The 25,043-nt window shown below is 61.9% G+C and carries 24 protein-coding genes and 1 tRNA gene; 9 read left to right on the forward strand and 16 right to left on the reverse strand.

Translation table 11 applies throughout. From position 1 onward, the window contains the following. Positions 1 to 8: 8 nt before the first annotated feature. From L1073_RS01560 to L1073_RS01595, 8 genes are all read right to left on the reverse strand, one after another. Positions 9 to 929, reverse strand: coding sequence for a septal ring lytic transglycosylase RlpA family protein (locus L1073_RS01560; RefSeq protein ID WP_246896489.1), 921 nt, complete (start codon positions 927 to 929; stop codon positions 9 to 11). Then, complete coding sequence (mltB, locus tag L1073_RS01565) at positions 926 to 1,957, reverse strand: lytic murein transglycosylase B (RefSeq protein ID WP_246896490.1); 1,032 nt, start codon at positions 1,955 to 1,957, stop codon at positions 926 to 928. The genes L1073_RS01560 and mltB overlap by 4 nt, the downstream gene beginning before the upstream one ends. Positions 1,958 to 2,015: 58 nt before the next feature. Then, positions 2,016 to 3,113, reverse strand: coding sequence for a rod shape-determining protein RodA (gene rodA / locus L1073_RS01570; protein ID WP_246896491.1), 1,098 nt, complete (start codon positions 3,111 to 3,113; stop codon positions 2,016 to 2,018). Between the two features lie 34 nt (positions 3,114 to 3,147). Further along, entirely contained in the window at positions 3,148 to 5,049 is a 1,902-nt protein-coding gene (mrdA, locus tag L1073_RS01575; protein WP_246896492.1) for a penicillin-binding protein 2, read from the reverse strand. Between the two features lie 63 nt (positions 5,050 to 5,112). Beyond that, positions 5,113 to 5,580 (reverse strand): 23S rRNA (pseudouridine(1915)-N(3))-methyltransferase RlmH, encoded by a 468-nt coding sequence (gene rlmH / locus L1073_RS01580; protein ID WP_246896493.1) that lies wholly within the window; start codon positions 5,578 to 5,580, stop codon positions 5,113 to 5,115. Continuing rightward, complete coding sequence (gene rsfS, locus L1073_RS01585) at positions 5,577 to 5,948, reverse strand: ribosome silencing factor (RefSeq protein WP_246896494.1); 372 nt, start codon at positions 5,946 to 5,948, stop codon at positions 5,577 to 5,579. Before rsfS ends, rlmH begins: the two co-directional genes overlap by 4 nt. Before the next feature lie 152 nt (positions 5,949 to 6,100). After that, positions 6,101 to 6,757: a nicotinate-nucleotide adenylyltransferase gene (nadD, locus tag L1073_RS01590; protein ID WP_246896495.1), complete on the reverse strand. Its 657-nt coding sequence runs from the start codon at positions 6,755 to 6,757 to the stop codon at positions 6,101 to 6,103. Then, the gene (locus L1073_RS01595) at positions 6,744 to 8,030 is read right to left on the reverse strand and encodes a glutamate-5-semialdehyde dehydrogenase (protein WP_246896496.1); all 1,287 of its coding nucleotides are present in this window, start codon (positions 8,028 to 8,030) and stop codon (positions 6,744 to 6,746) included. The genes nadD and L1073_RS01595 overlap by 14 nt, the downstream gene beginning before the upstream one ends. A 78-nt stretch (positions 8,031 to 8,108) precedes the next feature. Between L1073_RS01595 and L1073_RS01600 the strand changes: the two genes are divergently transcribed. The 3 genes from L1073_RS01600 to L1073_RS01610 are packed head-to-tail and all read left to right on the forward strand — an operon-like array spanning position 8,109 to position 11,360. Continuing rightward, on the forward strand, positions 8,109 to 9,026 hold the full coding sequence (locus L1073_RS01600; RefSeq protein WP_246896497.1) for a hypothetical protein: 918 nt from the start codon (positions 8,109 to 8,111) through the stop codon (positions 9,024 to 9,026). Next, positions 9,019 to 9,954: a GGDEF domain-containing protein gene (locus L1073_RS01605; protein WP_246896498.1), complete on the forward strand. Its 936-nt coding sequence runs from the start codon at positions 9,019 to 9,021 to the stop codon at positions 9,952 to 9,954. The genes L1073_RS01600 and L1073_RS01605 overlap by 8 nt, the downstream gene beginning before the upstream one ends. A gap of 2 nt (positions 9,955 to 9,956) precedes the next feature. Next, positions 9,957 to 11,360, forward strand: a complete 1,404-nt coding sequence (locus L1073_RS01610) for a bifunctional DedA family/phosphatase PAP2 family protein (protein ID WP_343322451.1) — start codon at positions 9,957 to 9,959, stop codon at positions 11,358 to 11,360. Positions 11,361 to 11,400: 40 nt separating this feature from the next. Here the strand turns inward: L1073_RS01610 and L1073_RS01615 are convergent, their stop codons facing one another. From L1073_RS01615 to mpl, 3 genes are read right to left on the reverse strand one after another with little or no spacing between them, the layout of a single operon-like run. Then, positions 11,401 to 12,024 carry a LysE family translocator gene (locus L1073_RS01615; protein ID WP_246896501.1) on the reverse strand — a complete coding sequence of 208 codons (624 nt, stop codon included), beginning with the start codon at positions 12,022 to 12,024 and terminating at the stop codon, positions 11,401 to 11,403. Continuing rightward, positions 12,021 to 12,647, reverse strand: a complete 627-nt coding sequence (locus tag L1073_RS01620) for a flavin prenyltransferase UbiX (RefSeq protein WP_246896502.1) — start codon at positions 12,645 to 12,647, stop codon at positions 12,021 to 12,023. Before L1073_RS01620 ends, L1073_RS01615 begins: the two co-directional genes overlap by 4 nt. Further along, positions 12,637 to 14,007 (reverse strand): UDP-N-acetylmuramate:L-alanyl-gamma-D-glutamyl-meso-diaminopimelate ligase, encoded by a 1,371-nt coding sequence (gene mpl, locus L1073_RS01625; protein ID WP_246896503.1) that lies wholly within the window; start codon positions 14,005 to 14,007, stop codon positions 12,637 to 12,639. Before mpl ends, L1073_RS01620 begins: the two co-directional genes overlap by 11 nt. A gap of 142 nt (positions 14,008 to 14,149) precedes the next feature. On the opposite strand from mpl, the gene L1073_RS01630 reads away from it, so the two are divergent. Further along, positions 14,150 to 15,409: a 6-phosphofructokinase gene (locus tag L1073_RS01630; RefSeq protein WP_246896505.1), complete on the forward strand. Its 1,260-nt coding sequence runs from the start codon at positions 14,150 to 14,152 to the stop codon at positions 15,407 to 15,409. Between the two features lie 132 nt (positions 15,410 to 15,541). On the opposite strand, the gene L1073_RS01635 is transcribed toward L1073_RS01630, so the two are convergent. The 5 genes from L1073_RS01635 to hemA all read right to left on the reverse strand — a co-directional run bounded on the left by L1073_RS01635 (position 15,542) and on the right by hemA (position 20,217). After that, a complete protein-coding gene (locus L1073_RS01635; protein WP_246896944.1) occupies positions 15,542 to 16,297 on the reverse strand; it encodes a HesA/MoeB/ThiF family protein in 756 nt (251 codons plus the stop codon). Between the two features lie 57 nt (positions 16,298 to 16,354). Further along, complete coding sequence (locus L1073_RS01640; RefSeq protein WP_040243754.1) at positions 16,355 to 16,852, reverse strand: Lrp/AsnC ligand binding domain-containing protein; 498 nt, start codon at positions 16,850 to 16,852, stop codon at positions 16,355 to 16,357. Positions 16,853 to 17,009: 157 nt separating this feature from the next. Next, positions 17,010 to 17,861, reverse strand: coding sequence for a peptide chain release factor N(5)-glutamine methyltransferase (gene prmC / locus L1073_RS01645; protein ID WP_246896506.1), 852 nt, complete (start codon positions 17,859 to 17,861; stop codon positions 17,010 to 17,012). After that, positions 17,861 to 18,946 (reverse strand): peptide chain release factor 1, encoded by a 1,086-nt coding sequence (gene prfA / locus L1073_RS01650; protein WP_246896507.1) that lies wholly within the window; start codon positions 18,944 to 18,946, stop codon positions 17,861 to 17,863. Before prfA ends, prmC begins: the two co-directional genes overlap by 1 nt. After that, positions 18,943 to 20,217 (reverse strand): glutamyl-tRNA reductase, encoded by a 1,275-nt coding sequence (gene hemA, locus L1073_RS01655; protein WP_246896508.1) that lies wholly within the window; start codon positions 20,215 to 20,217, stop codon positions 18,943 to 18,945. Before hemA ends, prfA begins: the two co-directional genes overlap by 4 nt. A 256-nt stretch (positions 20,218 to 20,473) precedes the next feature. Between hemA and L1073_RS01660 the strand changes: the two genes are divergently transcribed. From L1073_RS01660 to L1073_RS01680, 5 genes are all read left to right on the forward strand, one after another. Next, a complete protein-coding gene (locus tag L1073_RS01660; RefSeq protein ID WP_246896509.1) occupies positions 20,474 to 22,255 on the forward strand; it encodes a tetratricopeptide repeat protein in 1,782 nt (593 codons plus the stop codon). Then, on the forward strand, positions 22,252 to 22,896 hold the full coding sequence (gene lolB / locus L1073_RS01665; RefSeq protein ID WP_246896510.1) for a lipoprotein insertase outer membrane protein LolB: 645 nt from the start codon (positions 22,252 to 22,254) through the stop codon (positions 22,894 to 22,896). The genes L1073_RS01660 and lolB overlap by 4 nt, the downstream gene beginning before the upstream one ends. After that, positions 22,893 to 23,777, forward strand: a complete 885-nt coding sequence (gene ispE, locus L1073_RS01670) for a 4-(cytidine 5'-diphospho)-2-C-methyl-D-erythritol kinase (RefSeq protein ID WP_246896511.1) — start codon at positions 22,893 to 22,895, stop codon at positions 23,775 to 23,777. The genes lolB and ispE overlap by 4 nt, the downstream gene beginning before the upstream one ends. A 75-nt stretch (positions 23,778 to 23,852) precedes the next feature. Next, positions 23,853 to 23,927: transfer RNA gene (locus L1073_RS01675), tRNA-Gln, on the forward strand. 63 nt (positions 23,928 to 23,990) lie between these two features. Then, entirely contained in the window at positions 23,991 to 24,932 is a 942-nt protein-coding gene (locus L1073_RS01680) for a ribose-phosphate pyrophosphokinase (RefSeq protein ID WP_246896512.1), read from the forward strand. Positions 24,933 to 25,043: the final 111 nt, after the last annotated feature.

The raw sequence follows: 25,043 nt of genomic DNA on the forward strand, positions 1-25,043 counted from the left end.
AAGCGGGGTTACTCGGTAGCGGAAACGACAAACGACTGATCAAAACCCGCCGCTTGCAGTTCCGCTTTGATGGACTCAAGATGCGACGCATCACGCACAGGCCCTACCTGAACGCGATACACGGACGCCTCTTCCCTTACGCGTACCGGACGCGATACTTGTTCTTGCAAGCGCTTTTCCAACGCCTTGGCCCTTGCCGCGGAACTCAGAGCCGCGACCTGAACATATTGTGCCGCATCGCCCTCTCGCTCGGTGACACGATCTCGCTGGGGCGCCTCGGCGGTCGGTGCTTCATCCACTGTCTTCTCACCCGGTTCTTGAACCGGTGCGCCCGAAGACGCCTTGGCCACCTCACCTTGGGATGCCGACGCGTTGGAACGCTTATGCTGCTCGGCCCATTGCTCGGGGTCAATGGCTTCCACCCGCACATGTCCCGTTCCGTGTCCCAAGATGTCCAAGCGTGCCGCAGCAGCATAAGACAGATCGATCAGCCGATCACCATGAAACGGGCCACGATCGTTGACACGCACGATGACACTGCGCCGATTGTCGAGGTTGGTCACGCGGACATAGGTCGGCAGCGGTAGCGTGCGATGCGCCGCCGACATCTTGTACATGTCGTAAGGTTCGCCGCTGGCGGTATCGTAGCCTTGGAACTTGGTGCCATACCAGGACGCATCGCCTTCTGCCACATAGCCGCTGGGATCGGACAGCACATGATAGGTTTCGCCCCACACCTCATACGTGGAGCGATTGCCGCTCTTGGCAAGCGGCTCATCCTTGGGTACCGCATCGGGAACATCCGACACATCGGGCGGCGCGTCCGGATAAGCATCGTTTTGCTGCGCATAACGACCACCGCCGCCGTCACTGGCGCACCCTGCCACCAACAGCATCAACAGACACACAAGCGCACCACCGATTTTCATGCATCATCCTTGTCGAGCAATGCCTGGATATCTGCCGCGAGTTCGGTGACGGCCATCGCATATAGGTAACTGTGGTTATAACGCGTGATCACATAAAAATTTTCATGCCCCAGCGCATAGCGGTAATCACCCGACTCGAGTGCCAGAGACAGTGGAATGACATGCGACGCGTCGAGCTCACCGCGCGGCTGGATACCGGCATCGGCAAGAGCCGCCAATGTCATGTAAGGCGCACGCGTGCGATTGAAGTCGATCGTCTGCGGAGGTGTCTCGGGGCCATCGGCGGGCGTCACCACCGGCGCTCCCCGACGCCACCCATGCTCGGCAAAGTAATTGCCCACGCTGCCGATCGCATCCACAGGATCGTCCCACAGATCGCGCCGACCATCGTCATCGAAATCGACGGCATACGCGCGGTAACTGGTCGGAATGAATTGCGGGTAGCCCATGGCACCGGCATAGGAGCCTTTGGGGGCTTCCGGCGAAATCCCCTGATCCAGGGTAATTTCGAGAAACGCCGCCAGTTCACCACGAAAGAACTCGCCACGTGAAGGGTGATGAAACGCCAGCGTCGCGAGCGAATCGAGCACACGATGACGCCCCTTGTGCTGACCATAGCGCGTCTCGACACCGATGATCGCGGCAATGTAGGCAGGCGGCACACCGTATTCGCGTTCGGCACGCGCGAAAGCGTCACGGTGCTCACGAATGAACGCCACGCCTTCTTGAATACGCTTGGGCTGCACGAAGATGTCGCGATATTCATGCCAACTCAAGCGACGCTCCGCCGCCCCCTGCATGGCGTCCAGCACTTCCTGGCGAAACTGGGCGTGGCGCAAGGCTTGGGTGACGTCATCACGAGAAATACCGTCTCCCGATACGCCATCGACCCACTTGCGGATGTCAGCGTGCGAAGCAGGATCGAACTCTTCGGCCGCATGCGCCGACGGAAAAAGACCTACCCCGCACAGTAACAAAGCTGCCGGGACAAACCCTCGCCAATGGGACCGCGCACTCTTCCACTTCATCAGGCTCTTACTCCTTGACCCTGGGCTGTCGTCGCTTCCTCTCTGCGTCGCGCTCTGCCTAGCGCGGCAACAACCGTCGGTGGGTATGAACGGACATGAGGATACCGAAACCGACCAGCAAGGTCACGCTGGACGTACCGCCAAAACTGACCAGCGGTAGCGGTATGCCGACGACAGGCAAGATGCCGCTGACCATACCGATATTGACGAAGACATAGATGAAGAACGTCAGCACGATGCTGCCACCGACCAAGCGCCCGAAGGTATCCTGGGCGGTACTGGCGAGAAACAGCCCGCGCCCGACGATGAGCACATAGAGGGCCAGGAAGACCAGCATCCCGATCAGCCCCCACTCCTCTCCCAGCACGGCGCCGATGAAGTCGGTATGGCGCTCGGGAAGAAATTCCAGCTGAGATTGAGTACCCAGGCCCCACCCCTTGCCGAAGACGCCCCCGCTGCCGACGGCCGTTTTCGACTGGATGATATTCCAGCCAGTCCCCAGCGGATCGCTTTCGGGGTTGAGAAAAGTCAACACGCGTTGGCGTTGGTATTCATGCATGTTGAACCATAATAGCGGCAACGCCGATGCCACCAGCACCGCAAGCAACCCGATCACGCGCCATGACAATCCTGCTAGAAAGATGACGAACACCGCAGCGCACGCGACCAGCAATGATGTCCCCAGGTCAGGCTGACGCATGATGAACATCACCGGCACACCGATGATCAAGACACAGATCAGCAGGTCGCGCATGTTCGGCGGTAACGGTCTCTTGTAGAGGTACGCCGCGACCATCATGGGCACCGCCAGTTTCATCAACTCGGAAGGCTGAAAGCGAAGCAACCCGGGAATCTCTAGCCAGCGCTGCGCTCCCATCCCCATGTCGCCCATCACCTCCACCGCCACGAGCATGGCTACCCCTATGAAGTAGCCAATGGGGGTCCAACGGCACAACGTACTTGGCGAAAACTGGGCGATCACGAACATGGCCAGCAAGGCCACACCGAAACGCGACGCCTGCCCTAGCGTGACGGCGAGACTCATGCCACTGGCGCTATACAGGACGACCAGCCCCGCCCCCATCAGGCTCAGCAGCAGCAAGAGCAACCAGGGGTCGAGATGAAGGCGCGACCAGAGAGAGCGCTTGCGCCCCATGCCATCAGCCGATGCCCGACTTAAGCGACGCCATTCAAGTGCCTTCAACTTCGACGCCCTCCTCGATGAGCTCTTCAGCTTGATGGGTATTCTCGTCATCCGACAGGAGCCATTCGTCTGCCAGGGCGCGAGCCAGACCTGCGGCATGCGAACTACCGCCCCCGGCGTTTTCGACGATCACAGCAATCGCAATCTGGGGGTCATCCACTGGGGCGAACGCCGTGAACAACGCGTGATCGCGCAAGCGCTCCTGGAGCTCGTCAGCATCGTACTTCTGATTTTGCCCCAGGGAAAACACCTGCGCCGTACCCGATTTGCCCGCCATTTCATACTTGAGCCCCTTGCCAATGTGACGCGCCGTCCCCTCACTGCCGCTGACGACTTTCTGCATGCCGCTGAAGACGTCGTCCCACCAGACATCCTTGTCGAGCTTCACATCGCTCTTGGTATTCTTGAAAGGCGGTTCGATCGAGGTCTCACCGACGCGCTTGGCCAAATGGGGACGTACCCAGCGCCCTCGATTGGCGAGTGTCGCCTCGGCCGTCGCCAACTGAAGTGGTGTCACCTTCCAATACCCCTGACCGATACCCGCCGATAATGTCTCACCGGGATACCAAGCTTGATTGAGCTGCTTTTGCTTCCACTCTCTCGACGGCACCAGCCCCGACGAGGCACCCTGCACATCCAACGAGGTGACTTCCCCAAACCCGAACTTGTGCATGAAGCCGGATAAGGCATCGATGCCCAGGCGATGCGCCACGGTGTAGAAGTAGGTATTGTTGGAAACGGCAAGGGCGCGCTCCAGGTCGACACGCCCGTGCCCCCAGCGCAACCAGTTACGGTAACGGCGCGTCCCATTCGGCAGTTTGTAATACCCAGGGTCATAGATGACTTCATCGGGTGTTACAACCCCGTTTTGTAGCGACGCCAAAGCTTCGAACGGCTTGATGGTGGACCCGATCGGATAATGGCCGCGCACCGCCCGATTGAACAGCGGCAGGTCAAGATCCTGTTGCAACGCCTGATAGTCCTTGTAGGAAATCCCGGTCACGAACTTGTTGGAATCGAACCCTGGGGCGGAGACCATCGCCAGAATGTCACCGGTCTGGGGTTGAATCGCAACGATGGAGCCACGCCGCCCATCCAACAAATCGTAAGCCATCTGTTGCAGCCGCGTGTCGATGGTCAGCGTCAAGTCTTTGCCCGGTTTTGGCGATATACGCTCGAGCTCGCGCAGCACACGACCGCGGGCGTTGGTTTCCACCTTGCGCAGGCCGGCCTGCCCGTGCAGCGCTTTTTCGTATTCCTTTTCGATACCGGTCTTGCCGATATAATGCGTGCCCGCATAGTTGCCGCTATCAAGCGAGGCCAGTTCTTGCTCGTTGATTCGCCCTACATAGCCCAGTACATGTGACATGATCCGGGGATCGGGATAGTGACGCATCCACTGCGCCTCCACCTCGACCCCCGGAAGCCGGTAACGATTGACGGCCAATCGCGCGATCTGTCGTTCGTTGAGATCGCTCATCAGCAATGCCGGTTGATAGGGCCTTTGACGCTGACGCGAGCGTTTGCGAAACGTCTCGACCTGCGTATCGTCCAGTCCCAGGATATCGACTACTCGGTCAAGGGTGGCATCAATATCATCAACCCGCTCACGAACGATAGTCAGGTTATAGGTTGGGCGGTTTTCGGCTACCAACTCTCCTTGGCGGTCGTAGATGAGTCCCCGGGTCGGTGGCAACGGTTCGACGCGCACGCGGTTCTTCTCGGAACGCGTGGTGAAGACATCATGTTCGACGACCTGAAGATAGAAAAGACGAGCACCCAGCCCCCCGGCCATCAATAAGACGAGTAATGCCGCCAGTATCGAGCGAGCCCGGAATACACGGACTTCTCGAGCGGTATCCTTGATTGGATCGCGGTGTTTACGCATGGGTCCCCGATAACAGGCGGGAAGGTGGAAGGTGGCCGCTGAGCAGGCATCGAGCCCCGTCGCTCATCGGTGATAGGGATGGCCGGCCAACAAGGTCCAGGCGCGATACAGCTGTTCGGCCAGCAAAATACGTACCAATGGATGAGGCAACGTCAATGCCGAGAGCGACCAACGTTGCTCGGCCCGCGCCAACAGACGTGGATCGAGTCCGTCCGGTCCGCCCACCAGGCACGCCACATCGCGGCCGTCCTGACGCCATTGCTCGGCATTGGCGGCCAATCGTTCGGTACTCCAACTTCGACCCTCGACATCCAATGCGATGACACGCTCCTGATCGCGCAGCTTTGCCAGCATGGCATCGCCTTCACCCTGAATCGCACGGGCCACATCGGCGTTCTTGCCTCGCTTGCCGGGCGCAATCTCGACGATATCTACGCTGAAATCACGCGGCAGCCGCTTGAGGTATTCATCGACGCCCTGCGTGACCCAGCCAGGCATGCGTGTCCCCACAGCAAGCACACGCAGTTTCATCCACGCACCTCGCCAAGCGCCTCCTCGACGGATACGCCATCGCTGGGAAGATCCGACCACAAACGCTCGAGGTCGTATAGCTGACGAGTCTCGGGCAACATGACGTGCACCACGAGATCACCCAGATCGACCAGGACCCAGTCGCTTCCCTGGTGGCCTTCGACACCCAGAGGACGGCATCCCGATTCCTTGACTGTCTCCACCACGCTCTCGGCCAGGGCGCCGATGTGTCGACTCGAAGTACCGCTAGCAACGATCATGGTGTCGGTGACGCTGGTCAGCGAGGCGACGTCGAGTTCGGCAACATCGCGTGCCTTGAGTTCCTCGAGCGTGTCCATTACCAGCGTTTTGAGTGCTTCAGTCTGCATAGCTCCTCGTTCATATGTCATACCCCTTCGGGCAAGGCCCGCATTCTACCGCGCTGACACCAGACCGCCAGGGGCAAGGCTAAAAAGGCCTTGGGGTGGCCTTGGAGTGGCACCACCACTCGCCAGGCCCCTTGCATTGATTGATGACGGCATCATCGATAAAGACGACGCGCCAGGAGATAACGCTCCACGGCATCGGGCAGCAGATAGCGCACACTTTCACCACGTTGCAATCGCTCGCGAATCGCCGTGGCTGAAATCGCCATGCGCGTGGGCAGGCTCAAGTGCAGCAAGCCTCCCGCAGGCGATTGCATCAGCGTATCGACACTCGCCACTTCACGGCCTTCGATCAACGTCTCGAGCGCCACCGGAAGGGGCTGTTGATGGTCGGGACGATCGACGATGACAACATGCGCGAGCTCGAACAGCCGCGCCGGCTCGTGCCATTCGGCCAAGTGCAGGTAGGCGTCGTACCCCAGCGCCATCACCAGGCGTGCCTGCGGCCCCAGCTCTTCTCGCAAGGACGCCAGGGTCGCGGTGGAATAGGAAGGTCCTTCGCGGCGGAACTCGCGGTCGTCCACGTAAAGCCCTGGGGTATCGGCGATGCCCAGCGCCAGCATGGTCGCCCGCTGCTCGGCATCGACACCAGGCGTAGCGCGATGCGGCGGCACTCGCGCCGGGACCATGTGAACGCGGTCGAGCGCCAAGGCTTCGCGCAACTCGATGGCGCTACGCAGGTGCCCGACATGCACGGGGTCGAAAGTGCCGCCCAGCATCGCGACGCGCGGTGGGCGCTCAACTGCGCACATGGCCATCGCCGTACACGATGTATTTCTCGCTGGTGAGGCCTTCCAGGCCGACGGGGCCGCGTGCATGCAGCTTGTCGGTGGAAATGCCGATTTCCGCACCCAGCCCGTATTCGAAGCCATCGGCGAAACGCGTCGAGGCGTTGACCATGACCGAGCTGGAGTCGACCTCGGTCAGAAAGCGCCGCGCATCGGTCAGATTCTCGGTGACGATGGCATCGGTATGGTGCGAGCCATAGGTATTGATGTGCATGATCGCCTCTTCCAAGGTATCGACCACGCGAATGGCCAAGATCGGCGCGAGGTATTCGCTGTACCAGTCGTCCTCGGTCACGGCGACGGCGTCCGCCACCCAGGCACGCGTCCGTTCGCATGCGCGCATCTCGACACCCTTGCGGCGATAGATGTCAGCCAGTTCGGGGAGTACCTGGGACGCCGCCTCGGCATGCACCAGCAGCGTTTCCATGGCATTGCAGGGCGAGTAACGCTGGGTCTTGGCGTTGTCGGCAATGGCTACGGCCTTGGCCGGATCGGCGGCCTGATCGACATATACATGGCAGATACCATCGAGATGCTTGATCACCGGCACGCGCGCGTCTCGCGCAATGCGCTCGATCAGCCCCTTGCCACCGCGCGGCACGATGACATCGACGCATTCCGGCATGGCGATCAATGCGCCGACCGCGGCACGATCGGTCGTCGCCACGACTTGTACGCAGGCTTCATCGAGCTCCGCCGTCCTCAGTCCCTGGCGGATACAGGCCGCAATCGCCCGATTGGAATGGATCGCCTCGGAGCCGCCGCGCAGGATCGTGGCATTGCCTGATTTCAAGCACAGGCTGGCAGCGTCCACAGTCACGTTGGGGCGCGATTCGTAGACGATGCCCACGACGCCCAGCGCAACGCGCATCTTGCCCACCTGAAGCCCCGAAGCTAGATAGCGCATGTCACGAATCTCACCGACCGGGTCGGGCAAGGCAGCCACTTGACGCAAGCCTTCGATCATCGCATCGATGCGCGCCGGGGTCAGCGCCAGACGATCCAGCAGCGCCTCGGCGAGGCCGTTGTCGCGCCCCGCCTCGAGATCGCGGCGATTGGCGGTTTCCAATGCATCGCGCGCCTCGTCCAAGGCGCTCGCCATGGCAAGTAGCGCACGATTCTTTTGCGCGGTAGTGGCGCGGGCCAGCAGGCGTGACGCACCACGCGCCCGTTCACCCATCGCGCGCATGTAAGCATCGACGTCGGCGATTTCGGACTCGGTAGTTTCAAGGGCCATGCGAGCAGTTTTCTCCTGAGTATCCGACGGGAAGCATATGATAATCGGTGCTTTCCGAAACATGACGACAGCGCCACAATGGCTATACTGCCGGCACCGTTGGGAAAGGAATCACTATACGGCACCATGCAGAGCAAATACAAAACACCGCTAACTGGGCTTTTCCTGCTGGGCGCAGGGTTGGTGGCCATCACCGCCTGGCAGGAAGACGACCCGATCACGCAAGGCCTGTTCATCGCTGCCATTGTCGTGTTATCGACGCTTGCGTGGCGGCACTTGTCACGCCGCGCCTGGGCATTGACGATCCCATTGTGCGCCCTGCTGTTGCTGACACTACTCTGGCATGCCCCCATGACGTACGCCATCAGCATCTGGCTTTGGCCGATCATGCTGCTCGCACCGCAACCCCGGGGCATGCGCTACGCGCTCCTGGCCGCCGCCGCACTCGGTTGGTGGTACGTTCAAGCCCCCCTCGGCGTGGCACAAGCCGCCTTGAGCGGCGCGTTACTGGCCGCCCTCATGGCATTGGGATTTGCCAAGACCAGTGAGCACAACCGGCTACGCCAAGAACTGGAACGTCGCCATCGCCTCACGCTGGAGGACTCACTGTGGTCGCTCAATCGTCTGCATCATGACCTGGGCGTCGAATGGACGCGGCGCCAACGCGAAAACATCTACGCCGAGCTGTTCATGGTGCGTCCGCATCAACGCGGCAGCAATATTCGGCGGCGCCTCAGGCAGCGCTTGGCCACGCTTATCCACGCCTTCGAGGGATGTTACCGCGTGGACGCACGCACCTTCGCAATACTGCTGATTTCAAAGGACGAGCAGCACGCCGCTTCACGTCGTGACGCAATCTCGGCCGAACTTCAGGAGCACTGCCGTATACGCATCGCTCCTATATCGCCCGATCTCGACCCTGTCAGGCTGGGCCATGAGCTAGCAGTGCAAGCCGATGGCCTGCATATCCGGCAGGAGAAAACCGATCATGCCTGAGCGTCCTTCGTCATCACGCCTGCACGCCATGGCATATGCATGCGGAGCGCTGGTGCTCGCCAGTCTCGCCACTTGGCACTATCTGATGGGCCATTACCCGCGCATCCTGCCAGTCACCATCCTGGCGATCATGGTGTTTGCCGCCGCACTAATGGCAGAAAACGCTTACGCTCGCCGACTGCCCGCCTACCTGGTGCTGATCAGCGGCTATTTGGCAATTGCCGTGGAAGCGCCTTACCTCGAGGCTTCGGGGGCACTTTGGATAGGGATTCCCCCGATACTCGCCACACTACTATTGCCGCCTGGTGCCGCGCTATTCCTCAACGTATTGCTCGCCCCCATGTGGCTATTTTTGATCAACCCTGTATTGTCAACGTCCACGTGCGGGCTGCAGTACTTCACACTGGTCATCATCTCGATGCTGCCCCTGGGGTGGTACATGCAGCAGGCCCGGCTGCTCAAGACCACCGACCAGTTCGATACGCAAAGCGCCATGCTACCGCGCGATGCCATCAGCGAACGGCTCATCGCCGAGGTCGCTCGCGCTCACGTATTGAACCAATCGTTGAGCGCGCTCGTCATTCATTTACCGCAACTCGACATGGCCAACGAGCAATTCGGCCCAACGGTACAAGACACGCTATTGACGACCTTCTGTCAGGTGGTACAACGCAACTCTCGACGTGGCGACGCCCTGGGCCGACATCGTCATAGCGTCTTCTGGCTGCTGCTTGCCGACGCCGGGGAAGCCGGCGCACTCATCGTCCGTGAGCGCTTGATGCATGCACTCGGAGAAGCGCCGCTCCCCGAAATCGGCGCCATCGAAGCCCAGGCTCGTATTTGCCACTTGGCGGATGACGAAAGCGCCGAACGTTTCGAGCAACGGCTGATCAAGGGTGGATTAAACTTGCTGGAGCCGGATACTTGAACGTGACCGAGTGGCTGTATCAATTCTCCCCCTCGCCGACATTACTGATCTTGATCGTGCTGCTGGTGGCGCTGCTCGAATCGCTCGCCGTGGTTGGCCTGCTGGTACCCGGCATCGTGCTACTGACCGCCGCCGCATCACTGGCCGGGCATCAGCACCTTCCTCTGCCGTTATTGCTGACGGCGGCTTTTGCGGGAGCCATCCTCGGCGATGGCCTGAGCTTCTGGCTGGGCTATAGTCAGCGCGAACGCGTGCATCGACTGTGGCCGTTCACCCGCCACCCCGAATGGCTGGCACGCGGCATCGATTTCTTCAAGCGCTATGGCGATTTTTCCATCTTCATCGGTCGCTTCGTGGGACCGGTACGCCCCATCGTCCCGATGGTCGCCGGCATGCTGCACATGCCGACATGGCGCTTTGCCGTCGTCAATATCGTTTCCGCCCTACTGTGGGCGCCCGCCTATCTGCTGCCCGGCTATTTGCTCGGCCATTCATGGGACAAGCTCCTCGCCTTGCCTGCAAACAGCGAACGCTGGCTGATTACCCTGGGGATCATGCTGATAACGCTGGGGATAGGGTTTTCCTGGTGTCGACACCATCTCGGGCGCGGCGGCTGGGTATACATGCGCCTCGCCCGCCTTTCCCGCGCGACGCCGCGTCGGAGGCGCCTATGGCTCGCCTTGGGCGCCGCTCACCCGCGCAACGAAATCCCCCTGGCGTCGCTTGCGCTTCTCGTGGCCAGCCTGGTCGCCCTTTGCGGATGGACGCTTTGGGTGCTCGAGCATCCCACGCCCTCGTTGCCGATGGACCGCCAGATCCAGGCCTCGCTGGCCCCCCTCGCGGACAGTTGGCTAGCAGAGTTCAGCACGCTCATGGCCCTGAGCGGGGATGCCCTGGGCATCATCGCGCTGGCTCTGCCATGGCTGACATGGCTGCTGCTGTCACGGCGTATCGCAGCCTTCGTGCATATCAGTAGCGCGTTAGCGGGTGTCGGGTTCGCCAACCTGGTCTTCAAGCATCTCGCTGGGCGTGCTCGCCCCGATACGCCAGACTATCTCTTGGGGTCGTTTTCCTATCCCAGCGCCCATACCTCGACGAGCATCGTGTTGATTGGCTTGGCGGCAGCATTCACGGCCGAGACACTGCCCGCGAAGCGGCGGATGTGGGCATATTGGGGGGCGACGCTGGTGTGCCTGCCGATGGCCCTATCACGCCTTGTACTTGGCGTGCATTGGACCAGCGATCTAATCGGTGGCGCGCTCCTCGGCCTGGTGGTGTGCGCCATCACGCGCCTCAGCTATCAGCGTTTCGTACATGTACCGCTCACGCCCTGCCCTTGGGCACCCCTGGTCGTTGCATCCTTGCTGTTGCTAGCGGCACGCATTGCCTGGCTGTCCTACGTCTAGGCCGAACATGGCTAGAGCGAACGCCCGCGACGGATAACGTTCAGCCCAGCGCCAACCAGATGCCGACGCCCACCATCAAGCTGCCCGCCACCCGATTCAGCAAACGCACGTTGCCGTCGCGACGCAGAAAGCGACTGGCGGTATGACCGCCCCCGGCATAGATCAGCAAGCAGGTCAGTTCCAGCGTGAGGATCATCCCCACCAGGACCGCCAATTGCGGAGCCATCGGCCGACCAGCGTCCAGGAAGGGCGGCAGCAGTGCGATGAAGAACGCCCAGCCCTTGGGGTTGGCGACCGCCGTGACGAACCCTTGCACGATCAATTGCACCGGCGTCACGCTAGGCACGCTCTCACCGGCGTCGGGAATCGCCATGCGCCCCCTGGAGCGCCACATCATCACGCCGAGATAGATCAGGTAGGCGCCCCCGAGCCACTTGAAGGCCGCGAATATCTCGGGATAGCGCAGCATTAACGTCGCCACGCCGATCACCGCCGAGACTGCGACCAGCCCGACGCCTACCAGTTCGCCGAGCATCATCCACATGGCGCGGCGCACGCCGATGGTCATGCCCAATGTCATGGAAAGCGTCATGCACATGCCCGGCGTCAACGAGACCATGAAAAACGTCGGCACGAAAACCGACAATACCGACAGGTTGATCACGTCGACTCCCCCCAGCGCGGCATCAGTGTGTGGGCGATTCCCAGTTGATTGAGGATTCGGGCGACAATGAAGTCGATCATGTCATCAAGTGTCTGCGGGCGATGATAAAACCCCGGCGCTGCGGGAAGTATCACCGCCCCCATGCGGGTCAGCGTCAGCATATGCTCAAGATGGATCGCCGAAAACGGCGTCTCGCGAGGCACGAGAATGAGCTGACGACGCTCCTTGAGTGCCACGTCTGCGGCGCGCTCGATCAGGTTGTTGCTCGCCCCCGTGGCGACCGCTGACAGGGTGCCGGTGGAACACGGGCAAATCACCATGGCGCTCGGCGCGCCGGAGCCCGAGGCCACGGGCGCCATCCAGTCCTCACGACCGAAACAGCGAATCTGCCCCGGCGCGGCGCCGCTTCGCTCTTTCAACGCCTCACTCAGACGCTCAGGATTCGACGGCAAGCTCACATCAGTCTCGGTGGCGATCACCATCTGCGCCGCCTTGGAGATCAACACCAGCACCTGATGGCGGGCCGCCACCAGGCAATCGATGAGTCGCAATCCGTATTGCGCGCCGGAAGCACCCGTCAACGCCACCGTCACGGGTTTCTCGAACGCCGTCTCATCCGCCATGCCGCACCTCCAGGGCCGCAAGCAATTTCTCGTGAATGCCTTCGAAGGCACCGTTGGACATCACCACGATACGATCCCCCGGCATGGCGTCGGCGACCACCTCGGCCACCAGCATGTCGATGTCATCGCAGACCGCCGCGGGTACCGGGCAGGCGTCGGCCAAGGTGTCCAGCGACCATGACAGCGCCGGCGGCTGGTACCACCAGACGCGGTCCGCCGCCGCGACGCTCGCCGGCAGACGTTCGCGCATGGCGCCCAGGCGCATGGTGTTGGAGCGTGGCTCGATCACCGCCAGCAAGCGCCCCGAGTGCGTTCCCGCCCCCAGGCCTTCAAGCGTGGCGGCGATGGCCGTGGGATGGTGGGCGAAATCGTCGATCACCTGAATGCCGCCGATCTCACCGCGCACTTCCTGACGCCGCCGGGGCGATTCGAAGCGCGATAACGCCGCGGCACCCTCTTCCAGGCCGACCCCGCATGCCGCAGCGGCCGCCAGTGCAGCAACCGCATTGCTCACGTTGTGGCGTCCGCTCAACGACCATGCGACATGCGCATGATGCTCGCCGTGACGCACCTCGAAACGGCGCCCATCGTCGCTGAGCATACGCCACCGCCAGGCGACCGCGTCTCCCTCGCCAAAGCGCACGATGGGGCTCCAGCAGCCCTGCGCCAACACACGCTCGAGCGCCGGCTCTCCCGCCGCCACGACCAACTGGCCATTGCCGGGCACAGTACGCACTAGATGGTGGAATTGACGCTCGATCGCCGCTAGGTCGGGGAAGATATCCGCGTGATCGAATTCAAGGTTGCCCAGCACCGCGACATCCGGGCGGTAATGCACGAACTTGGAGCGCTTATCGAAGAACGCTGTATCGTATTCATCCGCCTCGACCACAAAAGGCGCTCCCGCCGCGCCCAACCGCGAAGACACGCCCAGGTTGCGGGGCACGCCGCCGATCAAGAAGCCCGGCGCGTGGCCGGTCGCTTCCATGATCCACGTCAACAGACTGGCGGTCGTGGTCTTGCCATGCGTACCCGCCACCGCCACCACCTGCCGACCGGGCAAGACATGCTCGGCCAACCATTGCGGCCCCGAGACATAAGGCAATTTGGCGTCCAGCACCGCCTCTACCTCGGGGTTGCCGCGCGACAAGGCATTACCGATGATCACCACGTCAGGACGCGGCATCAGGTTGTCGGCGGTATAGCCTTCACAGAGCGCGATCCCGGCTTCCTCGAGTTGTGTGCTCATGGGTGGATACACATTCGCGTCCGAGCCACTGACATGATGACCAAGGGCCTTGGCCAAGCGCGCCAGACTACCCATGAACGTACCGCAAACCCCTAAAATATGGACGTGCATCTAAGCCTCCTGCCATGATGCGGCGAGACTAGCATGGCGCCGCGCAGCCCACCACCCGAACGCCTTGGCATAGCCGTAGCAGGCCGATGTCGGCTATCATTCGTCCATTCATGCGCCCAGACTCAGGAGCACGAGAAGCCCCATGGCCCAGCACAATGCCTTCTACGCCCAATCCGGTGGCGTCACCGCCGTAATCAACGCCAGCGCCTGCGGCGTCATCGAAACCTGCCGCCGCCACTCGGACAAGATCGGCAAGGTCTACGCCGGCCATAACGGCATCATCGGTGCCTTGACCGAAGATCTGATCGACGTCTCCCAGGAAAGCGACGACACCATCGCCGCGCTGCGCCACACGCCTGCGGGAGCGTTCGGTTCCTGCCGTTACAAACTCAAGGACATCGAGACCCACCGCGCCCAGTACGAGCGCCTCATCGAGGTCTTCAAGGCGCACGATATCCGTTATTTCTTCTATAACGGTGGCGGCGACAGCGCCGATACCTGCCTCAAGGTGTCTCAGCTCTCCGAGAAGATGGGCTATCCGCTGACCGCGATTCACGTACCCAAGACCGTCGACAACGACTTGCCGATCACCGACAACTCTCCCGGTTTCGGTAGCGTGGCCAAGTACATCGCTACCTCGACCCAGGAGGCGGCGCTGGATGTCGCCTCCATGTGCGCGACGTCCACCCAGGTCTTCGTGCTCGAGGTCATGGGTCGCCATGCCGGCTGGATCGCCGCCGCCGGCGCACTGGCAGGCAATGGTGAAGGCGAACCGCCGCATCTGGTCATCTTCCCCGAGCTGCCCTTCCAGCGCGCGCAAGTCATGCAACGCGTCGACGAATCCGTCAAGAAGTACGGCTACTGTGTCATCGTCGTCTCCGAGGGCGCCCACTACGAAGATGGCACCTTCCTCGCCGACGCCGGCAATACCGACGCCTTCGGCCATCGTCAGTTAGGTGGCGTAGCTCCCACGCTTGCAGGGATGATCAAACAAGATCTGGGCTACAAGTATCATTGGGCGGTCGCCGACTATCTGCAACGCGCGGCACGCCACCTGGCCTCCAAGACCGATGTCGAACAAGCTTATGCCGTCGGTCAAAAGGCCGTCGAGCTGGCCCTGGACGGCAAGAACGCCATGATGCCGACCATCAAACGTGTCAGCGACACACCTTACGAATGGCGTATCGAGGCGGCGCCGCTGGCGGAAGTGGCCAACAAGGAAAAGTTCATGCCCCGCGAGTACATTCGCGAGGACGGCTTCGGCATCACCGAAGCGGGACGGCGTTATCTCTCGCCGCTGATCCAGGGCGAGGACTTTCCGCCGTTCGAAGACGGCCTGCCCAAGGTGGCCAAGCTCGACAAGGTCAAGGTCGCGCGCAAGCTACCCACCTTCGAACTCTAACGGCTTCGCCCCCCTATACTAAACGCCCCGGCTCAATTGAGCCGGGGCGTTTAGTATGTACTAGGTCATTCACACTCGTGCGCGACGAGACCTGTTCGGCACACTCATGCAGCGGCGCGGCCCACTCGAGCCTCAGGCGGGATTCGACACGCTGCAGACGGGACATCCGGGGTCGCGCCCCACCTTGAATCGACGCCATTCGCCGCTCAGCGCATCGAAGGTGGCCAGTCCGCGATGAGGGTGCCCGACACCGGCGAGCAACTTGAGCGCCTCGAGTGCCTGAAACGTGCCGATGACCCCCACCAGTGGCGCGACCACGCCGTTTTCGGCGCAGCGCAGCGCATCGTCATCGCCGTCCTCGCCATACACGCAGGCGTAACAGGGCGAGTTGGCATCACGGGTGTCGAAGACCGCCAACTGCCCCGAGAAGCGAATTGCCGCCCCCGAGACCAGCGGTGTCTGCGCCGCCACGCAAGCACGATTGATGGCATGGCGACTGGAGAAGCGATCCGTGCAGTCGAGCACGACATCCGCCGCCGCGACCGCACGCTCGAGCGCTTCTCCCTCGAGGCGCGAAGTAATGATCTCTATCTCGCAGCCGGTATTGAGGCGCCGCGCCGCGGCCGCCGCCGATTCCGCCTTGGCATGCCCCAGATCGCTCTCGCCATGTGCGATCTGGCGCTGCAGATTGGAAAGCTCGACAACATCGTCATCGGCGATCGACAACCGTCCCACTCCAGCAGCGGCCAGGTACAGCGCCGCCGGCGAGCCCAGCCCACCGGCACCGACGATCAGTGCATGGCCGTCCAGCAGGCGTTGCTGGCCATCCACATCGAGCTGCTCGAGCATGATCTGGCGGCTATAGCGCAGTAGCGCAGTATCGTCCATTTCCTTCATTTGCGTCCATCGCCTCCCGAGTGGAGAGTGCCTTGAGGCCTGCGTCCGTCAGGTATCGAGCTGCTCGGTGTCGGGTACGTGCAACGAGACATCCTCCTTGACCTCTTCCATGACAACGTAACTCTTGGATTCCTTGACCCCGGGCAACGTCAACACGACATCGCCGAGCAACTGACGATAGGCCGACATCTCCGGAATCCGGCACTTGAGGATGTAATCGAACTGCCCCGAGACCAGATGACATTCCTGAATCTGAGGCAGTTTGGCCACGGCCCGGCGAAATTCGTCGAACACCGCCGGCGACTGCGTCTCCAGGCTGATCTCGACGAATACCAGCAGGTTGGCCTTGAGCGCCTTGGGGTCGAGCAAGGCCTTGTAACCGCGGATGATGCCGGCCTTCTCCAGGCGCTTGACGCGCTCCAGACACGGTGTGGTCGACAATCCCACCTGGGATGCCAGGTCGACATAGGAAATGCGCGCGTTGTCCTGCAGGCAACGCAGGATATTGAGATCGATACGATCCAACGAACGGGTCTTGGCTTTCATTATATTGTTGTTCCGAGACAATGAATGACAGGAGACACCACGATCGAGCCCTATGACAGGTGATATTCATCCAGAAGCTGGGGCATCGATGCGAGACGTATTACTACCATAACCACTGCCCGCGTCTCCAGGCGGCCAGCGGTGTTGTTTACCGCAGTCAATGTTTATCAGGCGTCGGCGCACGGCCCAGCGTAAGACGTTCACGCGCGCCTAGATCGGTCTCGCTGACGACGTCCTCATATCCGGCCCGCACGAGCGCCTCACGTACCCGCGACGCCTGCTCCCAACCATGCTCTAGCGCCAGCCAGCCACCCACCGCGAGATGCGCGCGCGCAGCCACCGCCAGATGACGCAAGTCGGCCAGCCCGGCATCGTTCGCCACCAGCGCCGTACGCGGCTCAAAGCGCACATCACCCTGCGCGAGATGCGGATCGTCCTCGGCGATATAAGGCGGATTCGCGGCAATCACGTCGAAGACCGCTCCCTCCAGCGTGGCAAACCAGTCGCTGACGAGGAAAGTGGTGTTGGCGATTTCCAGGCGCCGGGCATTATCTTGGGCCACGGCCACAGCGGCTTCTTCCCGGTCGACGCCGGTAACATGCCATGCCGGCCGCTCGGCGGCGAGTGCCAGGGCAATGGCGCCCGTTCCCGTGCCCAGATCGAGCGCTCTCCCGGGTCCATGCGGCATTTTCGCCAACAGTGTCTCGACCAGGCACTCGGTATCGGGCCGCGGGATCAGGGTCGCCTCATCGACACGTAGACGCAGCCCCCAGAACTCGCGTTCGCCGATGAGATACGCCACGGGATGGCCCAGCGCCCGCGCCGCCACCAGCGCCTCGAAACGTGCTCGGGGCACACCGGCGAGTTTGCGATCGCCCCAGGTATATAGCCAGGTGCGCGTCACCGAGGCCGCGTGCATCATCAGCACCTCGGCATCCAGGCGCGGCGAGGCACTGCCCGCCGCCTGCAACCGCCGTGCGGCGCGCGCCAGCAAGGTATCGTAGGTCATCAGGCCGTCTGCAACGCCGAGAGCTGCTCGGCCTGGTACTCATGAATCAAGGGATCGATCACTTCATCGAGCTGTCCCGTCATCACGTCACCCAGCTTGTAAAGGGTCAAATTGATGCGATGATCGGTGATACGCCCCTGGGGAAAATTATAGGTGCGGATACGCTCGCTGCGATCGCCCGAACCGACCAGCGAGCGGCGCGTGTCGGCCTGTTCCTGACGCTGCGCGTCCACCGCGGACTGCTTGAGGCGCGCCGCCAGAAACGCCATCGCCTTGGCGCGGTTCTTGTGCTGACTACGTTCTTCCTGACACTCCACCACCACGCCGGTCGGCAGGTGCGTGATGCGAATCGCCGAGTCCGTGGTATTGACGTGCTGTCCGCCGGCACCGCTGGAACGGAACGTATCCACACGCAACTCGTTGCTGTTGATCTCCACGTCGCCAACGTCGGACGCTTCGGGCATGACCGCCACGGTACACGCCGAGGTATGGATGCGGCCCTGGGATTCGGTGGCCGGCACGCGCTGCACGCGATGCGCACCGGATTCGAACTTGAGCCGCGCATAGACGTTATCGCCACGTATCCGGGCGATCATTTCCTTGTAGCCACCTTGCTCGCCGTGACTGACGTTGATCACCTCGATTCGCCAGCCGTAATGTTCGGCGTAACGCGAATACATGCGAAACAAGTCACCGGCGAATAGCGCCGCTTCATCGCCCCCGGTACCGGCACGGATCTCGAGAAAGACGTTGCTGCCATCGTCAGGGTCCTTGGGCACCAGGAGCTGCTTGACGTCGGCATCCAGTTCCTCGAGTCGCGCCTGTGCCAGGCGCGACTCTTCCTCCGCCAGTTCACGCATTTCCGGGTCGCTATCCTCACGCATCTGCTCGGCCGCCTCGATATCGTCTTCGATACGCCGATAGGCCCGCCAGGTCTCGATCAGAGGCTCGAGCTCGGCATATTCGCGTGAGTAATCGCGAAAGCGTGCCTGATCGGCGATCACGTCGGGCTCGGCCAACAAGGCGGCGAGTTCTTCGAAGCGTTCCTGAAAGGCGTCGAGACGTGTGCGCAGAGTCGCTTTCATGCAGGGTCCTGTGTCGATGCGGCCGGGTCGATCAGCAAGGTGTCGGCCGCCTGGAGGATATCGTGCTGCTCTTCGCCCGACGCTTCGCGTATGCGTAGCGTCGGGCCATGCAGCAATTTATTGGTCAGTTGACGCGACAGCCGTTGCAGGACTTTCTGGGGATCTTCGCCACGGTCGAGTTGCGCCAGCGCTTGACGCTCGGCTTCTTCACGCAGCGCCTCGCCCTGCTCACGGTAGCGGCGAATCAAATCGCCGGCGCCACGCACGCGGCGCTCACGCTGCCAATGCTGGATCCCTTGCTCGATCAAGGACTCGGCTTGAGCAGCGGCAACGGCACGCTGCTTGCGGTTTTCCTCGATCACTTCCTGCAGGTCATCGACGCTGTACAAGAAGACATCGTCCAGCTCGCCGACCTGGGACTCGATATCGCGAGGCACGGCGATATCGACCATGAACATGGGGCGATGGCGGCGCTTTTTCAGGGCGCTCTCGACCATTCCCTTGCCGAGAATAGGCAGCGGGCTTGCCGTGGAGGAGATAACGATATCGGCCTGCGCCAGCACCTGGGGGATGTCCCCCAGTGAAATCGCCTCGGCATCGAAGGCATTGGCCAAGGTCTCGGCGCGCTCGCGAGTACGGTTGGCGACGGTCAGCCCGCGAATGCCCGCTTCACGCAGGTGGCGCGCAACCAGTTCGACGGTTTCGCCCGCGCCGATCAACAGTGCGCGAGCGCGTCCGAAATCGTCGAAGATATGACTCGCCAGACTGACGGCAGCATAAGCTACCGACACCGGGTTCTCGCCGATGCCGGTTTCGCTGCGCACCTGCTTGGTCACGGAAAAGGTATGCTGGAAAAGCCGTTCCAGCTCGCCCCCCAAGCCAGCGTTGTCCCGCGCGAGCTGATAGGCCTCCTTGAGCTGGCCGAGGATTTGCGGCTCGCCCAGTACCATGGAGTCGAGCCCTGCCGCCACGCGCATCAAATGGCGAGCGGCCTCACCATCGAGATAATGGTAAGCGCTTTGCATCAGGGTCTCGGACGGCAACCCGTGGAAGCGTCCCAACCAGTCGAGCACCGAACGCTCGCCCTGAGCGTCGGTCACACAATAGAGCTCGGTACGATTACAGGTCGACAGCACCGCCGCTTCGTTGACGCCGGGCAGCACTTTGAGTTCGGCCAACGCACCCGCCAGCTCGGCCGGCGTAAAGGCGACCTGCTCGCGAACCTCGATGGTCGCTGTCTTGTGGTTGATCCCCAGGGCGAGAAGTGTCATGAAATCACGGTCATCACATCGGTCTATCGGCAGCGTCCGGCCTTTGCATTCGGTCGCGGCGCACAATGTGGGGGTGACGAAGCCGGAATACCAGCCCCGCCAATGCGCTGCAGGATCGATATCCTAGCACAGGACTGAGACATTTGGGCATGGGGCGGCAAGTTGCCGCGCAGCGCGAGGTTTCCCACGCCTGACGCTTTGCCCGACCTGATCGAGCCGGTATGCTGATGCTTTCAAACGCACATTCGAGGATGGCATGCGCACACGCTTGACCCTGGCTTCCGTCCTGACGTTGCTGCTGACAGGCTGCCAAAATGCTCCGACATCGCCCGACGCCATCCCGCTCGATGACCCTATGGAGAGCGCGCCACCGGTGACCAGCGGCTTCGACGCCGATGGCCTTTCATCGTTGCTGCTTGCCGAATTCGCGGGGCAACGCGGCGATTACCGACGTGCTGCCGAGGGCTATCTCGAAGTCAACGAGCGCTACGCATCACCCGCCCTGGCAGAGCGCGCCACCCTCGCGGCGCGCTACGCCGACGACGACGCCCTGCTCGAACGCACCGCACTGCGCTGGCAACAACTCGATGGCGATGCCACTACGCCGCGCCACGTCCTCTCCAGTCTGGCGATACAACGTGGCGATTGGGAAACCGCCCTGGCCCAACGTTTACGTATAGCCAACCAGGAGCCCGAGGCGGATCTTGCTGCGCTTGCCGAGCTCGCCATCGAGAACGATGCCGATGTCACCCCGCTACTGCCACCTTTGCATGCTTTCGTCGAGCGCCACCCCGATCATCTCGATGCCCAGCTAGCCACCGCCCAGCTCGAGGCGGCGAACGGCGACACCGCAGCCGCCGACTCGCGCCTCGCGCGCCTGACCGACAGCGCAGAGGCGCCCGCCGAAGTATGGCTGACGCGCAGCATGATCGCTCTGCACAATGGCGCTCTGGACGATGCCCGACGCTATGCCCGGCAAGGACTCGAACGCTTTCCCGACGACAGCCGCCTACGCCTGACCCAAGCGCAGGCGCGCCTCGCGGATGGCGATATCGACGCCGCCGACGAGGATGTCGAGCGCTTGCTTGCTCGCCATGATGATACGGCGTCGCTACGCTTGGCGCTCGCCCAGTTGTATCTCGATGCCGCGCATCCCGATGGCGCCAGGCGTATTCTTCTTCCTCTGCTCGACCGGGAAGACACCCCTACGGCTGCCTATCTGATGCTGGGCAACATTGCCGAGCAAGCCGGCGAAATCGACAACGCCCTGCTTTATTATCGCCAAGTACCCAGCGGCGACGGTTTCATCGAGGCGCGCGCACAGGCCGCCAAGATGCTGGTCGGCGCGGACCGGGCACAGGACGCCAGCGCGTTTTTACGCATCGAACGATTGCGTCATCCCGAGCAACGTGTCGCTCTGCTGCGCCTTGAGCTCGACGTCCTCGACGCTCAGGACCAAAGCGCCCGCGCCGACGAACTGCTCGACGACGCCATCGCCAAGACGCCCGACGTCACCGAGCTACACTTCCAGCACGCCATGCGCGCCTATCACCGGGGCGACCTCGACACCATGGAAGCCGATCTGCGCACGATCATCGAACGCGAGCCCGATAACGCCGAAGCACTCAATGCCCTCGGCTATACGCTGAGCAACGACATGGACCGCCATCAGGAGGCCTTGCCGCTGATCGAAAAGGCCCACCGCCTCGAGCCCGATAGCCCCGCCATCCTCGACAGTCTCGGCTGGGTCTACTTTCATCTCGAGCGTGCGCAAGAAGCCCTGCCCTATTTGCGCGAAGCCTATCGCGGTCAGCCCGACCAGGAAGTGGCCGCCCACCTCGCCGAGGTGCTCGCCGCCACCGGACGCGAAGACCAGGCACGTGCACTGGTAGAGGACGCGCTACAGCGCTTTTCACCGCACCCGCTCATCGATGACTTACTGCGTCGATACCCCGAACTCGTCCCGGCCGACGATGGCGATGCAACGGATAGCCACGTCGATCCAGACTCGACCCGCGATACGGAAGCCAACTCATGATCCACCCTTTCTCATTGCGCCTTCGCCCAGCCTGTGCCGCGCCTCGTACCTGGCTCGGTCTACTGCTCATCGTCATGCTGGCGGGCTGCGCCAGCCAGGCCCCCGGTCCCGACCAGGCCCGTGAACGTGGCGACTGGAGCGCTCAAGCCGAGCGTCTGCAGGCACTGGAGTCATGGAGTCTCGCCGGCAAGGTCGGACTGCGTACCAATGAAGGTTCCGAAAGCGCCAATATCGACTGGCAGCAGCGCCCCGACACCTACCGCATCCTGATAAGCGGTCCCTTCGGCGCCGGCCGCACCCTGTTGAAAGGGGCACCCGGGAAAGTGACATTGACCAACGGCGAGGGCAGCTTCGAGGCCGAGACACCGGAAGCCCTGATGGAACAACAGCTAGGCTGGTCACTGCCCATTTCCGCGCTCGATTACTGGGTGCGCGGCCTGCCTACTCCCGATGCCAGCGAACGCCTCGAACACGACGACCTGGACTTCCCCCAGCGCCTGCAGCAACTTGGCTGGACGATCGAGTATCGTGACTGGATGCGTGCCGACGACTTGTGGCTACCGCGCCGCCTGGTCATGACCTATGGCGATCTACGCGCCACGCTCGTCGTCAATCAATGGAATACCGTGGCCGATTCATGAACGCACGACTCAGCCTGCCCGCACCCGCCAAGCTCAACCGCATGCTGCACATCGTCGGTCGCCGGGCAGACGGTTATCACGAGCTGCAGACGCTGTTCCAGTTCCTTGAGTACGGCGACACGCTACATTTCACATTGCGCGATGACGGGGTCATCCACCTTAATCCCGCAATGGCGGGTGTCGATCACGAGGCCAACCTCATCGTGCGCGCTGCACGCTTGCTGCAGCATGCAAGCGGCACGTCGCTAGGCGCGGACATTCACCTGGAAAAACACCTCCCCTTGGGCGGCGGTTTGGGCGGCGGCAGCTCGGATGCGGCCACCACCCTGCTCGCGCTCGACCGACTCTGGTCACTCGCGCTGGGACTCCCCCGTCTGGCCGAGCTGGGCCTGTCGCTGGGTGCCGATGTGCCGGTCTTCGTATACGGCCGTAGCGCCTGGGCAGAAGGTATTGGCGAACGTCTGACACCCGCGACGCTCGAAACGCCGTGGTTCGTGGTTCTTCACCCCGGGGTGGAAATTTCAACGCCTGACATATTCGGCCACCCTGAATTGACACGCAACACCCCGCCGATTAGTATGGCGCGCGCACTGCGAGGGGAAGCTGAACAGGGGCGCGTCTGGCGCAATGACTGCGAAGCTGCGGTAAAACGTCTGTCGCCAAAGATCGCGCAAGCGCTCGACTGGTTATCGGCTTTCGGCCCAGCCATGCTGACGGGGACAGGCAGCTGTATATTCTGTCCCTTGACGAGTGAGCAACAAGCCGATAGGATTCTGCATCGTGTTGATAGCCATTGGCATGCATTCAAGGCACGCGGCTGCAACACATCCCCCCTCCATGTCGCTCTCGACATTCACGATGAAATGTCGCTCATGAGCTAATACGGGGACGCCTGATATCGGCATCGTGTTCTATGTGGGCAATACGACACACAAAACGACGAGTCGATGAGTTGCTGGGGTATAGCCAAGTGGTAAGGCACCGGTTTCTGGTACCGACATTCCCAGGTTCGAATCCTGGTACCCCAGCCAATTTCTCAGAGCGCCCGACGAATCCCACTCCGAGATCCCTCAAGACTCCAAAGGTGGCTGCGCGTGTCTAAATTGATGGTGTTCGCGGGAAATGCCAATCCCGAACTCGCCCGCAAGGTGGCCGAAAGCCTCGACAACCGGCTGGGCCATGCAACCGTCGGTCAATTCAGCGATGGTGAAATCGCGGTCGAGATCAATGAAAACGTTCGCGGCAAGGACGTCTTCGTATTGCAGTCCACCTGCGCACCGACCAACGACAATCTGATGGAGTTGATTCTCATGGTGGATGCACTGCGTCGTGCCTCCGCTACACGAATCACTGCCGTCGTACCGTATTTCGGGTATGCCCGCCAGGACCGCCGTGTGCGTTCTGCGCGTGTGCCGATTTCGGCCAAGCTGGTTGCCGACATGATGGTCAAGGCCGGCGTCGACCGCGTCATGACCATGGATCTGCATGCCGACCAGATCCAGGGCTTTTTCGACGTCCCCGTCGACAACGTCTATGGATCGCCGATCCTGCTCGATGACATCGAACGCCAGAACTACGACGATCTCGTCGTGGTCTCCCCCGATGTCGGCGGCGTGGTCCGCGCACGCGCCATCGCCAAGCAACTCAACGCCGATCTGGCGATCATCGACAAGCGGCGTCCTCAGGCCAACCAGGCCCAGGTCATGCATATCATCGGCGAGATTCAGGATCGAACCTGCGTAGTGGTCGATGACATGGTCGATACCGCCGGCACCCTGTGCAAGGCGGCGGAAGCACTCAAGGACCATGGCGCGCGTCGCGTGGTTGCCTACGCCACGCATCCCATACTGTCAGGGCCGGCCGTCGACAATATCGTCGGGTCGACACTTGACGAACTCGTCGTGGCCGATACCATTCCGCTCTCCGAGTCGGCTTCCCGTAGTGGCAGGATCCGCCAACTCTCGGTCGCCGGTCTGATCGCGGAAGCCATTCGCCGCGTCAGTAACGAAGAATCCGTCAGTGCCATGTTCCACTGAGGCAACAAGCCGCAGAGAATGGGCACGGATACGCGGGCCGCAAGGCCCTCACGGAATCGGCATCGTCTGGTCGCGGACGATGCCGCTTTCCTTACATAACCTATGAGGTGA

Source organism: Chromohalobacter nigrandesensis (genome assembly GCF_023061285.1).
Lineage (GTDB): Bacteria > Pseudomonadota > Gammaproteobacteria > Pseudomonadales > Halomonadaceae > Chromohalobacter > Chromohalobacter nigrandesensis.

Excerpts from the sequence above, each read along its gene's own strand:
- L1073_RS01620 (WP_246896502.1), bottom strand. The coding sequence starts at position 12,647 with ATGGCGGATGAGACGGCGTTCGAGAAACCCGTGACGGTGGCGTTGACG.
- L1073_RS01605 (WP_246896498.1), top strand. The coding sequence starts at position 9,019 with ATGCCTGAGCGTCCTTCGTCATCACGCCTGCACGCCATGGCATATGCA.
- mrdA (WP_246896492.1), bottom strand. The coding sequence starts at position 5,049 with ATGCGTAAACACCGCGATCCAATCAAGGATACCGCTCGAGAAGTCCGT.
- L1073_RS01630 (WP_246896505.1), top strand. The coding sequence starts at position 14,150 with ATGGCCCAGCACAATGCCTTCTACGCCCAATCCGGTGGCGTCACCGCC.
- L1073_RS01600 (WP_246896497.1), top strand. The coding sequence starts at position 8,109 with ATGGCTATACTGCCGGCACCGTTGGGAAAGGAATCACTATACGGCACC.
- prmC (WP_246896506.1), bottom strand. The coding sequence starts at position 17,861 with ATGACCTACGATACCTTGCTGGCGCGCGCCGCACGGCGGTTGCAGGCG.
- L1073_RS01560 (WP_246896489.1), bottom strand. The coding sequence starts at position 929 with ATGAAAATCGGTGGTGCGCTTGTGTGTCTGTTGATGCTGTTGGTGGCA.
- ispE (WP_246896511.1), top strand. The coding sequence starts at position 22,893 with ATGAACGCACGACTCAGCCTGCCCGCACCCGCCAAGCTCAACCGCATG.
- L1073_RS01635 (WP_246896944.1), bottom strand. The coding sequence starts at position 16,297 with ATGGACGATACTGCGCTACTGCGCTATAGCCGCCAGATCATGCTCGAG.
- rlmH (WP_246896493.1), bottom strand. The coding sequence starts at position 5,580 with ATGAAACTGCGTGTGCTTGCTGTGGGGACACGCATGCCTGGCTGGGTC.
- L1073_RS01640 (WP_040243754.1), bottom strand. The coding sequence starts at position 16,852 with ATGAAAGCCAAGACCCGTTCGTTGGATCGTATCGATCTCAATATCCTG.
- lolB (WP_246896510.1), top strand. The coding sequence starts at position 22,252 with ATGATCCACCCTTTCTCATTGCGCCTTCGCCCAGCCTGTGCCGCGCCT.
- mpl (WP_246896503.1), bottom strand. The coding sequence starts at position 14,007 with ATGCACGTCCATATTTTAGGGGTTTGCGGTACGTTCATGGGTAGTCTG.
- rsfS (WP_246896494.1), bottom strand. The coding sequence starts at position 5,948 with ATGCAGACTGAAGCACTCAAAACGCTGGTAATGGACACGCTCGAGGAA.
- L1073_RS01595 (WP_246896496.1), bottom strand. The coding sequence starts at position 8,030 with ATGGCCCTTGAAACTACCGAGTCCGAAATCGCCGACGTCGATGCTTAC.
- L1073_RS01660 (WP_246896509.1), top strand. The coding sequence starts at position 20,474 with ATGCGCACACGCTTGACCCTGGCTTCCGTCCTGACGTTGCTGCTGACA.
- nadD (WP_246896495.1), bottom strand. The coding sequence starts at position 6,757 with ATGTGCGCAGTTGAGCGCCCACCGCGCGTCGCGATGCTGGGCGGCACT.
- rodA (WP_246896491.1), bottom strand. The coding sequence starts at position 3,113 with ATGGGGCGCAAGCGCTCTCTCTGGTCGCGCCTTCATCTCGACCCCTGG.
- prfA (WP_246896507.1), bottom strand. The coding sequence starts at position 18,946 with ATGAAAGCGACTCTGCGCACACGTCTCGACGCCTTTCAGGAACGCTTC.
- hemA (WP_246896508.1), bottom strand. The coding sequence starts at position 20,217 with ATGACACTTCTCGCCCTGGGGATCAACCACAAGACAGCGACCATCGAG.
- mltB (WP_246896490.1), bottom strand. The coding sequence starts at position 1,957 with ATGAAGTGGAAGAGTGCGCGGTCCCATTGGCGAGGGTTTGTCCCGGCA.